Origin of the sequence: Bradyrhizobium brasilense, assembly GCF_029714345.1 — a bacterium.
Lineage (GTDB): Bacteria > Pseudomonadota > Alphaproteobacteria > Rhizobiales > Xanthobacteraceae > Bradyrhizobium > Bradyrhizobium australafricanum.
Map to the genome: position 1 here is coordinate 7234312 of NZ_CP121669.1, position 12064 is coordinate 7246375.

Here is a 12064-nt window from a genome sequence, read left to right on the forward strand (position 1 = left end):
AGCTGGGACGTGCCAAAGATCGGGATCTGGTCTGGATGGAGGGCCTGCGCGATTCCGGCCACACTTTTCCGGACCAGAAACTGAAATCGCCACACGCCGGTGCGTCGATGGCCATCTGTCTTTAGTAATGCAATTCATCCCGGGCACCTCACGCCACCTCGAAAAGGCCGGCCGCTCCCATGCCTCCTCCGACGCACATCGCGACCACGACATACCTCGCCCCGCGGACCCGGCCCTCGATCAGGGCATGCCCCACAAGCCGTGCACCGGTCATGCCATACGGGTGGCCAATCGAGATACCTCCGCCATTGACGTTGTAAATGGCAGGATCAATGCCGAGATGGTCCCGGCAGTAGAGAGCCTGGCAGGCAAAAGCCTCGTTGAGCTCCCACAGGCCAATGTCGCTGAGCGTCAGCCCGTTGAGTTTCAGGAGCTTCGGAACGGCATATATCGGACCGATTCCCATTTCTTCCGGGGCGCAACCAACGACTGCGACGCCCCGATAGATTCCGAGCGGCCGCAAGCCGCGCTTCTCCGCCAGCGATCGTTCCATAATAATGCAGGCTGAGGCGCCATCCGAAAGCTGGCTCGCGTTTCCGGCCGTCACAACACCGCCCTCGATCACGGGCTTCAGTCCCTGCAGGCTTTCAAACGTTGTTTCTGTCCGGTTTCCTTCGTCGACAGCGATGGTTACGTCTTTATGGCTTGTCTCACCGGTTGTTTTGTCGACCACGGCCATCGTGGCCGTGAGAGGAACGATTTCCGCGTCCAGTCGGTTCGAGGCCTGGGCTGCTGCGGTGCGCCGCTGGGATTCCAGGGCGTATTGATCCTGGACCTCACGGCCGATGCCGTACTTCTTCGAGACAAACTCGGCGGTCTGCAGCATCGGCATGTAAATGTGCGGCGCCCGCGTGGTTGCAGCGTCATCGTGCGTGCGGCCTGACCACTGGTAGTACTCGTTCTGAACGGCGGAGATATTTTCCACGCCGCCAGCCACAGTCACATTCGTGCCGTCAAGCACGATTTGTTTGGCGGCCGTCGCGATGGCCATCAGGCCTGAAGAACATTGCCGATCGATAGTCTGGGCGGAGACCTGCGCAGGCAGTCCGGCCGCAATCACCCCAAGGCGGGCAACATTCATGCTCGAGGTACCCGCCGCAAGGCAACATCCGATCACGGCGTCCTCGATCTCCGCACCATCGACTTTCGCGCGCATGACCGCGTGATGGATGGCATGGCCGAGAAGCGTTGGCGATTTGATGTTGTTGAACGCGCCCTTGAAGGCGCGTCCGATCGGAGTGCGCGCCGTAGAAACGATGACTGCTTCGCGCATGAGGCGATGTCCTTCGGTTGTCTTTTGCGTCTAGGTCGATACCGGAGATGTCGGCGCGGGTAGCCGCACCTCTGTCTTCGCTTCGGAAACGAGACGATGGCCGCTGGTCAGGCGCTGTGCCACAATGACGGCAGAGCCGGCGATTTGCGTCACCTCACCTTCCACCCGAAGTGTCTCCCCGGCGAAGGCCATCGACTTCATTTTGAACGACAGGCACGCGACAAAGGCCTGCGGTCCGGCCCAATCCACCACGGCGCGTGCGAACAATGCGCCGAATACCTGCCCGTCGATGACGACGTTCGGCAGTTTCATGGCCCGGGCGAACTCGATGTCGTAATGCAGGCGGTGCCAGTCCCAGGTGGCAGCGCCGTAGGCCATGAGATCGACGGCCGTAAAGGTTTTCTCCAGCACCGGCAACGCTTCCCCGGCCCACACCATCGCGACGCTCCTGATCGGCCTGATCATGCATGCCCCATCGGCTGGTAGACGATTGTCTCACGGTTGATGGCGACCACCTCGCCCGATGCGTCCGTGTAGCGGGCGAGCGAACTGACAAACAGCTGCGTGCCGCCACGCGAGGAAGCGCACTCCACGATGTCTTCCAGTGTCCAGGTAACGCAGATGCGATCTTCCGGCAGAACCGGCCGCATAAACTGATACTCGTTGCCGGCGCGGATCATGCGGCAGTCGGCGACCGGCAGCTGCCACTCGTGGCCGATGTAGCCATTCTCGCCCGGCCCGCGATGGGCGTATTGGCAAGTTTCGCAGACCAGCGTTGGCGGCGCGATCACGGATGGATAGCCGGCTTCCCGCGCGTAAGCTTCGTCGAGGTAGAGCGGGTTTTCGTCACCCAGGACCAGAGCGAAGTAGCGGATCGAGGCTCGACCGAGTTCCTCGCGCGCCGGATAGTGGACTTCGCGCCCGATCCAAGACCTGAGTTCGTCGGTCAGCAGCGCCATCGGTCAGTCCAGGACGGCGAGGGCATCGACATCGATCCACATCCCGGGATACAACAATGCTTCAGTGACGAGGCCTGTCGAGGCAGGCCGCGGTTCCTGGAACATCTTCGAGCGCACGCCACCGACTTCGCGATAGCGCTCCAGCGAAGCCGGCGTCACGTACTCGATGGTCTTGACCAGGTGATGTGGTTCGCCTCCGGCAAGCCGCACCAGCTGGAGCACGTTGTTATAGGTGTATTCAGCCTGTGCGACGATGTCTCCCTTGTGCAGGACACGTCCGGTTGTCGGGTCGAGGGCCGCTTGGCCTGACATGTAGAGCAGCTTTCCGGCCCGCACGGCCGGGCTGCAGGCCAGTCCGTCGTAGCGCTTCCAGCCGGGACTCACCGCCACCGGCGTTTCATGCGTGGCGATAAAGTCGCACTGGACCATCGCCTGCGGATGCAACAGTCGCGGCATCACGATGTCGACGGCGGCTGGAAAGACAGGACCGAGCCGCTCGTGCCGCGCCTGCACGGTGTTCTCGTAATCGGGCAGCGCTCGCGGCGTGATGTAAGTGGCGGTCTTCACCACGCGATCGAGGCCGAGGCCCAGCGCTGAAAGCATGCGCGCGGCGCGGTCGTAAACGACCCTGGTCTGGGCAACGAGATCGCCGGCGCCGATGATCTTTCCCTGATCGTCCACAGGCTGGACCGACGGGAGGAAGACGGCGCCGGGGGCAACGCCAGGTGCGGCCGCTGCGGTCACCTCGATCTCAATGAAGGCGTCCGGCCTGAGCAGGCTTTTCACCGGGACGGTATTGACCACGGGCTGATATCCGTCGAACAACTCCTGCCTCACGGCCGCCGCTTCGGCATAGCGTTCGATGCCCTCGGGACGCACGTATTCAACGATCCTCGTCACATCGCCGGGTCCGAGGCCGCCGCCCTCCAGGATGGCCGCAACCTTGGCGTAGACCGTGCGTACCTGCTCGGTCATTCCCCCTCGCACGACCATGCGCCTGCTTGCTGGCTGATACTCGGAGGCTGTATGGCCAGACAGATAAGCGCCCGCGGACGTCTTCAACCCGAGGGAAAACGAGTAGCGCTTGTAGTCATACCAGGGGAAGTGCCCGGGATGTATGGGCGTAATCGCCATCGGATCCGTCCACTTCGTCTTTGCTGTTGCCGGAGGCGGCACCGTCAGTAGCTTCGGGGAAGCCCCAGGCGCTCTCCGATGAAGTTGCGTACCATCTCATTGGAGATGGGGCTGAATGGCCCCAGACGCGCGTCGCGGAACAGACGCTCCAGGGGCGACTCCTCAACCATGCCGAAGCCGCCCAGCACGCGCATGCAGCGGTCGGTCGTGCGCACCGCGACCTCACTGGCCGCGAGCTTGGCCATCGCTGCCTCCGTCGCGCAGTCGTGCCCGTTGCTTTGCAGCCAGGCGGCCTTCGCGGTGAGCAGGCGGATCTGCTCGAGCTCGGCGGCTGTGTCAGCCAGCGGATGCTGCACCGCCTGATAGGCACCGATCGGCCGACCGAAAGCCGTGCGGTCCTTTGCGTACTGCAATGCCAGATCCAGCGCGGCGGCTGTGATGCCGACATACATCGCAGCACACAGGATGCGCTCCTCGTCCAGTGAACGCAGGAGAGTATGCCACCCGCGGCCCGGTTCTCCGACCACCGCATCGCCCGGCGCACGGGCATCGTCCAGGAACACTTCGCAGGTACAGGCGGCGCGCTGGCCCATAAGCTCGAGGCGGCGCACCTGCACGCCCTCCTGATGCCGTGGCGTCAGCACCAAGGATAATCCCCGCGAGCGCTTCGTGCCCTCGGCGGGATCGGTGCGGCATAGCACCAGGATTGCGTCGGCATCATCGGCAAGCGAAGTGTACAGTTTCTGCCCGCGCACCACCCACTCGTCGCCCTCCAGCGTAGCGCGCGTTTTGAGGCCGAGGACGTCCGTTCCTCCACCCGGCTCGGTCATCCCGAAGCTCATCAGGAATTCGCCGGCAGCGAGTTTGGGCAGGAGCTCCGACTGCTGCTTCTTGGTGCCGGATTCACGCAGCACGCGCGCGGTCATCGAAATCAGCAACCAGTCGGTAGCAAGCGACGGGAAACGCCGTGCGATCTCCTCACAGAGGACCGCGCCAGTCATCACGTCCGCGCCACTGCCGCCGTATTCCGTCGGCACCGAGAGCCCCGGCCAGCCGAGTTGGGCTAGACGCTTCCACAAATCGCGCGGGATACGTCGTGCGCGATCCATTGCGCGGATTTTCGGCTCTTGAAGCTCACGATCAAAGAAATCGCGCACGCTATCGCGGAGCGCTTCGTGCTCGGGGATGCTCTCGAAGTTCATCGGCGGCATCGAGGAAACTCCCGTCTCATCACTGCCATCTGCTCTTCTCGCCTCACGTGCATCTCTTGACGCCGTTCCGATTTTCGGTATGATATACCGCCTTTTGAAACGATGACTCGCCTGGCTATCAAAGTCAAGCGATACAACGTCTGTTGAGTTGGAGCCCGAGCTTTGGAACCACAAAGGACAGCTGAAGATCCGGCCGGACCACTTGAGCGCTACATGCGGATTCTTGAGGTGCTCGCAGCCTTTCCGAGTTCTCTCGCTCTGGGCGATGTCGCCGCCTTGCTCGAACTGCCGAAGACCACCGCCCATCGTTTGTTGAGAGGTTTGGCGCGCTCCGGGCTTGCCAAGGGAGGAGGGAATCGCCCTTACGAACTTGGCGAGCGGCTGATGAGGCTGCTTCATGCCTCCGCTGATGAAGGTTGGCTGGCGTCACTTGTTCGCCCCCACCTCCGGACGTTGACTGACAGCACCGGAGAAACTTGCTATGTTACCCGTTTGATCGGTGCACGCGTTGTCGTCGTTGCATCTCTTTCACCTGACGCTCGATGGCGAGGTTACGTACGACCTGATGTCGAGATGCCGATCAACGCTGCGGCATCGGCAAAGGCGATTATGGCCTATCAATCGAAAGGGACCGTCGAAGAAGCACTCTCACATGAATTGCCGATGCTCACAGTCAATACACGAAGCGATCGCGTCTGGATTGAACAGCAACTCGCTGAGACCCGTCACCGGGGCTACGCCACCTGCATTGGAGAGATAGATGAAGGCCTTGCCGCTGTCGCCGTGCCGATAAAGCTTTCGAATGGGATGGTTTTGCACTCAGTTGCCATGACGGGCCCCCTGCAACGCATCATGAACGATCAATTGAGTGACAGGCTGAAAGCTTTGCGCAGTACGGCCAATACGCTCGCGGCATTGCTCTCTATCGGAGAGCAATTGAGACGGATGCGAGAGATCAGCCGTCCTTGAACGCCTGGCTGGCTTTCGCGCTGCCTCTCTTTCAATTGACGCGGAGGATCACGGAATCATCCAAACGGCTCTCGCAGGCTGTGCAGGGTCATTCAATGACCCGGCTCCGGCCAGAGCGAGATGTACAAGCGAACAACAGCCTACCGTTGCAAGAATGCCACAACCGTGGAGCTGGAGGCAAAAAATCTCGCCCCGGGCAATATCATCGAGCGGGCGTAACTTGCCCCCTGTCCGAAAACACGGTCAGTCATGAGCGTGAGCTTGCCTGAAAGTTATCCAGGCTACCCTTCTCGTGCCCATCATCGAAGAGGCCGCCGAGGGCGGCGAGTCGGCGGACGTGATGATCGACATCGCCAAACAGCGTGTCGATCATGGTGCCGCGCTTGAAATAGTGCCCAATGCGGTACTCCATCGTCATGCCAACCCCACCATGGAGCTGGATTGACTGGCGCCCGATCGCCTTTGCCGACTGACCGACCTGGGCCTTTGCCGCTGACATCGCGCGCGCCCGCTCTGTCGTGTCGTTTGTGCTTGCCATCATCGTGGCGTACATGGCCATTGAGCGTGATTGCTCCAGATCGACGTACATGTCGACCGCCCGGTGTTGCAGGACCTGAAACGAGCCGATCGCCTGGCCGAACTGTTGACGGATCTTTAGATAATCAAGCGTGAGCGCCTGCATTTGAGCGAAGCAACCGACCGCTTCCGCGCAAAGAGCCGCAATGGCCTCATCCGCGACCTGCGCGATGACCGGAAAAGCGCGTCCAGGCTCGCCAATGGCATCGATTGCCTCAACTCGCACGTTTTCCAGCTTGATCTCGGCCGCGCGCAGTCCATCCTGAGTCTGATAGCCACGGCGCGTGAGGCCCGGGGCATTTCCATCTACCAGGAATAGGCCAATTCCGTGCTGGTCACCCGAAGTTCCGCCGGTCCGCGCCGACACGACAATCTTGTCGGCCGCAGCGCCGTGAAGCACCAGCCCCTTGCTGCCATTGAGCAACCACCCATCTCCGTCTTTCTCCGCCTGCGTCTGAACCGCAAACAGGTCGTAATGGGCCAGCCGCTCGGCAAAGGCGAATGCGAGCTTCATGCGGCCTTCCGCGATCGCCGGTATTAGCTCGGCCTTCTGTGCGTCGCTGGCCCCGTGTCGCAGAATTCCGCCGGCGAGCACAACAGTTGCAAAATAGGGTTCGAGGATCAGCGCCTTGCCAAAGGCTTCCATCAAAATCATCGTCTCGACCGCGCTGCCGCCGAGACCACCGTATTCCTCAGGGAAGGGTAGCGCCAGGAGGCCGAGCTCGGCATAACGCGTCCACATTGCATCACTGAAGCCCAAGTGCTCGGCCTGATACTTGCGACGCTGATCAAAGCCGTAGCTATCGAGCATCAGCCGCTCGACGCTGTCTTTCAGGAGACGTTGCTCCTCTGAGAGATCAAAGTCCATGGTTGGGCTTCTCCTGAAAACTGGGGTCGTGGCAGCCGCCTTCAGGCATCCCCCTCTTTCCCTTGCTGAATGATTCGTCAGAGACCAAGGACCGCCCTGGCTATGATGTTCTTCTGGATCTCATCGGAACCACCATAGATAGATACTTTGCGGAGATTGAAATAGGCGGGTGCAATCGCCGCCGCCCAGTCGGGACCGATGGACGGCTCATTGGGTCGTCCAAAATCTTCTTCCGACTGATACGGTAGGGCATAGGGGCCGACCACTTCCATCAGAAGCTCTGAAGTCGCCTGCTGGATCTCCGCGCCCTTGATCTTGAGGATTGAGCTTGCGGGATCCTGCGTTCCCTTCTGTCGTTTCGATTCATCGGCAAGCACGCGAAGCTGCGTGATCTCGAGTGCCTTGAGCCGGATCTCAACTGCGGCGACCTTCTCGCGGAAGCGGGCCTGATCAATCAGCCGCTCGTTGCCGAAACGAACCGATGAGGCGAGGTCCTTGATGCGTCGGATGCGCTCTTTAGAAACGCCGACGCAAGCGATGTGGAAGCGCTCGTTGCCGAGGAGGAATTTGGCGTAATCCCAGCCCCGGTTCTCGTCGCCAACGAGGTTTTCGGCCGGCACGCGCACGTCATCGAAGAACACCTCATTGACCTCGTGGCTGCCGTCGATCATTTGGATCGGGCGCACGGTGACACCGGGCGACTTCATGTCGATCAGCAGGAATGAAATGCCTCGCTGCTTCTTCGCCTGCGGATCTGTCCTCACCAGGCAAAAAATCCAGTCCGCATATTGTGCCTGCGTAGTCCAGGTCTTCTGTCCGTTGACCACGTAATGGTCACCGTCACGCACAGCCCGCGTCTTGAGCGAGGCGAGATCAGAGCCAGAACCAGGCTCTGAGAACCCCTGACACCACCAGTCCTCAAGAGTGACGATGCGCGGCAGAAAGCGCTTCTTCTGGACGTCACTGCCGAAGGTGTAGATGACCGGGCCCACCATATTCACACCAAAGGGGAGCGGCGCGGGCGCAGGCGTTTGGTTCATCTCCTCGGTAAAAATGTACTGCTTAACCGGACTCCACCCGGTGCCGCCATATTCGACTGGCCAGTGAGGCACACCCCAGCCCTTATCGGCCAGAATTCGGGTCCAGCGAACCATGTCAGCCTTGCTCGGTTGGATTCCGGCCACAAGCTTTTCGCGGATATCGGCCGGTACTGCAACTCGGAAGAATGTTCTGACCTCGTCGCGGAAGGCGAGTTCGTCAGGGGTAAAACTCAGATCCATTTTGATGCCTTTTCAAAAGATCTCGAACAGGCCACCGGCGTCCAGACGGCGGCCGTGGATTTTCACTGGCGACCGCTTGCAGCGTGCCGCCGGGGCTTCGAAAGGAATATTCCTAGAGGAACGCTGGAAACTCGGGAGATTGCCAATGGAAATCGTGGCTCGAGTCAAGCTGAACAGGGTAGAGGCCGACCTTGGCGCTGCAGTAGCGAAATGCGGCGGCGGAGAAAGCGCTCCAAGCGAAGAAGGCCGCTGGTCCCGTATCGATCGCCGCGAACCAACACGAGATGAGAACCCGTGCCGCCTCGCTGAACGATCCTAATGATAAATAGACCATTGGCCTCAGGCTATGCTCCAAATAGTCCGAGCCAAGCACCTCTTGGATTACGCGCCTGGTTTCGCGAAATCCCCTCTTCGAGCGGGCACTCTCGCGACGATCTGGCCAGCAACGCAGATTTGATCATGACCGGTCAGAAGGATCTCCACCGTCAGCCGCACTCTTTAAGAGCAAGCAAATTATCCTTCCAAACGCCGTCGGAGTACGTTTGCAGGAACTTGTTGCCGGCGGCACTAGTCCGTACGCCAACCTCGGCTCTCGCGCCACCTTCGACCGTATGAAACGAGTGAATCCGCGGCTCAATCAAACGGACGACGTTCGGAACTGTATCCTTCCAGCGCCCCGTCCCCGCCGGCTGGGGCCCGCCCACGTGGGTGATGTGCTCGTGGGGACTCTTACGATCCGGCTTGTTGACGCAATCAATCCTGTAGTCAGCCATGCTTCCACACCTTTCATAAATATGATGACCCGTCCGAAGCACCGAACCGTTAACTCGCAGAAGGAGCCAGCTAGAGCTCTAAGTTTAGGTACGCAGCTAGCGAGGCTTCGGCCCTGGTTTGAAAATCGATTATCAGCTCAGCCGGGAAGCACTCCAGGCTTGATCGGTTGTCTGGCCGCATAGCGGTCCGCAGCCCTCTATCAACAGAGACCTGCGTCTCCATCGATGCGCAGAGCATCGATCACCGGTAGCCCACCTGCCGAAATGACGTAGAGCCGGCCCTCCCTGGAAAGCCGCGGCTCTGATCCGAGCGCGCCTTTGCAGATAACTCCGCTGGCAGACATGAAATACCGAATGCGTTGCGGGCGCCAGTTCAGCCTGACAACGAACCAGCGGTGATGGCCTGAAGGGGGAAACTGATTGGAGCAAACGTGGTACCTTAGTGTCCTAGCGCGAGCTCTTGTCGAGCATTGCTGATTCCTGACAGCGCATATCTTTCAATTAGGCCGAAGTGCTATCTCTATGAGCAGTAGCCAACCTTTGCCAGTGATTAAAGGAATTTGTCCGTACGAAACGTACCCCCTATTCCACTCCTGCTTTTTTCAGAGGCGGCAACGCATCTCGAGTATCTGCTCTTGTGAGCCGCGCGCTGGGGCGCCCGCATAGACCGCTATGTTGGCCCAGGCCCTCGAGCCGCAACGAAATCTATTTGGAGTCGAGGCAGCGCGCACGGGGCCTCGATTTACGATGGACTTCAGCGAGGAGCCCGGCCGGGCACAGTATGGGGCTGAGGACAACACGCCGACCATCGTCGATCAGATGAGCATCTGTCGGCGTGACGCTCAACCTCGCTCTTCAGCTCTTCGCGTTTGTCCAGCTAGTCAAGCGCCATTCACTCTCCCCGATGCAATCACGTATGCCGGGTTCGTGATCATGACGTCGTAGACGCCCGTTTTCACCATCCGACGCGCGACATGTCCACACACGGATTCAGGAGCCCCGCATCGACAATGACTCACTCCGCGCTATTCCTCCAATGACCCTGGCGATCGCACCGCACTCGGAAGTGTCCGTGGATCCAGCCATCGCCGTGATAGGCCATTCTCCCGGTCATCTTCGTCGCGCTGGTGTACACTAATAGAACGTCTCCAAGACGTACCTTTAGAACTGCGATCTCATCCATCTTGCCAACGCCGTAACCCAATATCCCTCACCAGCGCTAATCGGTAAACGACCGAGCCGAAAATCCGGGTATTGGCGCCTTTTTCCGGGCGGCCCGCGGGATCGAGGCCCTTTCTGAAAAAGAAAACCTATGGAAACGGTTGATGTCTCTTTGAGCGGCGGCAGCGTCATATATTGCAGGAGACCCGAGACCGCCGGATTGAAAATGCGTTCCGTTTATTCCTTTGTGATGAGCGACGCCGGGCTTCGGCACGCTACTGCATATTTGTCCATCATTTATGAGGGAACGAGACAACTACCTATTCTGTAAGCCAACCCGTATTCAATGTCGGAGGCAGCGGTTGACGCTTTGTCAGCATCTGGCTGTTCACGGCATTAAGCAGCCGCGCCTTCGGATCCAGACCTCGATCGGTTGAGAATGTCCCACGACACCATCTTCTCCAATCCGAGGTCGTTCGTCGCTCCATGACCTGTGCTGTCGGATCATGCGCCCCTGGCCTGTTTCATTGTCTCGACTAGAGATACTTCGAATATGTCAATACCCTGATTTAATGTCTCCGGGTCAATCGTAAGCGCAGGTAGAAACTTCACGACCTGATCACGGGGGCCGCACCGTTCGATGATCAATCCCTTTTCAAACGCTTTGCGTGTCGTCGCCTCCGCAATCTCAGCAATCTGGCAATCAAACCCGAGCGCCATGCCCCGCCCGCGAACAGCAAAACTGTTTCCGTGCTCGGATGCAATGGCGTCAAGCCGGCGTCGCATAAGTTCTCCCATGCGCTGCACTCCTTGCGAAAAGTCCGGGCTGCGCCAATAAATGTTCAAGGCGGCGGTAGCGGATACGAGCGCAAGGTTGTTTCCGCGAAAGGTGGCCGTGTGTTCCCCCGGCTGCCACGCGTCACGCTCCTCCTTGATCAACAGCATCGACAGGGGCAGGCCGTACCCGCTCAACGATTTCGACAGCACAACAATGTCGGGCGACAGTCGGGCGAATTCGAAGCTGAAGAAATCGCCTGTCCGCCCGCAACCCATCTGGATATCGTCTACTAACAAAAGGGCACCAACATCCCTCGCGATGTTCTGAAGTGACTGCAGCCATTCCCTGCCGGCTACATTTACTCCCCCTTCTCCCTGTACGGTTTCGACGAGAATGGCTGCCGGCGCATCGACGCCACTGCTCTCGTCCAGCAGTACCTTGCGCAGATAATCCGACGTATCAACACCCGGCCCGAGATACCCGTCATAGGGCATGAAAGTCGCGCCCGACAGCGCCACGCCACTTGCTACGCGATAATGACGACCACCGGTCACCGCGCTCGCTCCTAAACTGAGACCGTGATAACCATGCGTGAACGAGATGACGTTCTGACGCCCTGTTATTTTGCGCGAGAGCTTCAGGGCTGCTTCAACGGCATTGGCGCCCGTTGGCCCCGTGAACTGAAACCGATAGTTCTGCAAGCCGCGTTCGCGAAGAATGACAGAATGGAATGTCTCCATGAATTCGCGCTTTGCTGGGGTGGCCATATCAAGTCCGTGGACAACGGCATCCGAGGCCAGATACGCTGCAATGGCAGCCTTGATCTCATGATTATTGTGACCGTAGTTCAGCGCTGAGGCGCCCGAGAGGAAATCAATGACCTCCCGGCCACCATCCGTCAGCATGATGGAGCCCCGGGCCCGGCTGAAAACGTCCGGAAGTGAACGGGAGTAGAGACGGACGTTCGATTCCAGGGCTTCGAACGCTCGCAGGTTAGCTGGCTCAGCAGTCACCTCACGCAT

10 protein-coding genes are annotated in these 12064 nt (G+C 59.7%); 1 reads left to right on the plus strand and 9 read right to left on the minus strand.

Annotation, left to right across the window (positions count from 1 at the left end; translation table 11 throughout):
- Positions 1–148: 148 nt before the first annotated feature.
- Genes QA635_RS33560 through QA635_RS33580 form a run of 5 tightly spaced genes read right to left on the minus strand, consistent with a single transcriptional unit; the run spans position 149 to position 4637 of the window.
- Positions 149–1333, minus strand: coding sequence for an acetyl-CoA C-acyltransferase (locus QA635_RS33560; protein WP_283063983.1), 1185 nt, complete (start codon positions 1331–1333; stop codon positions 149–151).
- 30 nt (positions 1334–1363) lie between these two features.
- Positions 1364–1798, minus strand: a complete 435-nt coding sequence (locus tag QA635_RS33565) for a MaoC/PaaZ C-terminal domain-containing protein (RefSeq protein WP_283063984.1) — start codon at positions 1796–1798, stop codon at positions 1364–1366.
- Entirely contained in the window at positions 1795–2292 is a 498-nt protein-coding gene (locus QA635_RS33570) for an FAS1-like dehydratase domain-containing protein (RefSeq protein WP_283063985.1), read from the minus strand. The genes QA635_RS33565 and QA635_RS33570 overlap by 4 nt, the downstream gene beginning before the upstream one ends.
- Positions 2293–2295: 3 nt before the next feature.
- Complete coding sequence (locus QA635_RS33575; protein ID WP_283063986.1) at positions 2296–3426, minus strand: RidA family protein; 1131 nt, start codon at positions 3424–3426, stop codon at positions 2296–2298.
- A 44-nt stretch (positions 3427–3470) separates the two neighbouring features.
- On the minus strand, positions 3471–4637 hold the full coding sequence (locus tag QA635_RS33580; protein WP_283063987.1) for an acyl-CoA dehydrogenase family protein: 1167 nt from the start codon (positions 4635–4637) through the stop codon (positions 3471–3473).
- 213 nt (positions 4638–4850) lie between these two features.
- On the opposite strand from QA635_RS33580, the gene QA635_RS33585 reads away from it, so the two are divergent.
- A complete protein-coding gene (locus QA635_RS33585) occupies positions 4851–5606 on the plus strand; it encodes an IclR family transcriptional regulator (RefSeq protein WP_283063988.1) in 756 nt (251 codons plus the stop codon).
- Between the two features lie 247 nt (positions 5607–5853).
- Here QA635_RS33585 and QA635_RS33590 read toward each other — a convergent pair whose 3' ends face one another.
- From QA635_RS33590 to ectB, 4 genes are all read right to left on the minus strand, one after another.
- On the minus strand, positions 5854–7050 hold the full coding sequence (locus QA635_RS33590; protein WP_283063989.1) for an acyl-CoA dehydrogenase family protein: 1197 nt from the start codon (positions 7048–7050) through the stop codon (positions 5854–5856).
- Positions 7051–7127: 77 nt separating this feature from the next.
- A complete protein-coding gene (gene pimC, locus QA635_RS33595; protein ID WP_283063990.1) occupies positions 7128–8330 on the minus strand; it encodes a pimeloyl-CoA dehydrogenase large subunit in 1203 nt (400 codons plus the stop codon).
- A 485-nt stretch (positions 8331–8815) separates the two neighbouring features.
- Positions 8816–9103: a DUF3892 domain-containing protein gene (locus QA635_RS33600; RefSeq protein ID WP_283063991.1), complete on the minus strand. Its 288-nt coding sequence runs from the start codon at positions 9101–9103 to the stop codon at positions 8816–8818.
- A 1665-nt stretch (positions 9104–10768) separates the two neighbouring features.
- On the minus strand, positions 10769–12064 hold the full coding sequence (gene ectB / locus QA635_RS33605; protein ID WP_283063992.1) for a diaminobutyrate--2-oxoglutarate transaminase: 1296 nt from the start codon (positions 12062–12064) through the stop codon (positions 10769–10771).

Bases quoted from the DNA above. Each gene is read 5' to 3' on its own strand.
- QA635_RS33565 (WP_283063984.1), bottom strand. From the start codon at position 1,798: ATGATCAGGCCGATCAGGAGCGTCGCGATGGTGTGGGCCGGGGAAGCG.
- QA635_RS33600 (WP_283063991.1), bottom strand. From the start codon at position 9,103: ATGGCTGACTACAGGATTGATTGCGTCAACAAGCCGGATCGTAAGAGT.
- QA635_RS33575 (WP_283063986.1), bottom strand. From the start codon at position 3,426: ATGGCGATTACGCCCATACATCCCGGGCACTTCCCCTGGTATGACTAC.
- ectB (WP_283063992.1), bottom strand. From the start codon at position 12,064: ATGCGTGAGGTGACTGCTGAGCCAGCTAACCTGCGAGCGTTCGAAGCC.
- QA635_RS33580 (WP_283063987.1), bottom strand. From the start codon at position 4,637: ATGCCGCCGATGAACTTCGAGAGCATCCCCGAGCACGAAGCGCTCCGC.
- QA635_RS33560 (WP_283063983.1), bottom strand. From the start codon at position 1,333: ATGCGCGAAGCAGTCATCGTTTCTACGGCGCGCACTCCGATCGGACGC.
- pimC (WP_283063990.1), bottom strand. From the start codon at position 8,330: ATGGATCTGAGTTTTACCCCTGACGAACTCGCCTTCCGCGACGAGGTC.
- QA635_RS33570 (WP_283063985.1), bottom strand. From the start codon at position 2,292: ATGGCGCTGCTGACCGACGAACTCAGGTCTTGGATCGGGCGCGAAGTC.
- QA635_RS33585 (WP_283063988.1), top strand. From the start codon at position 4,851: ATGCGGATTCTTGAGGTGCTCGCAGCCTTTCCGAGTTCTCTCGCTCTG.
- QA635_RS33590 (WP_283063989.1), bottom strand. From the start codon at position 7,050: ATGGACTTTGATCTCTCAGAGGAGCAACGTCTCCTGAAAGACAGCGTC.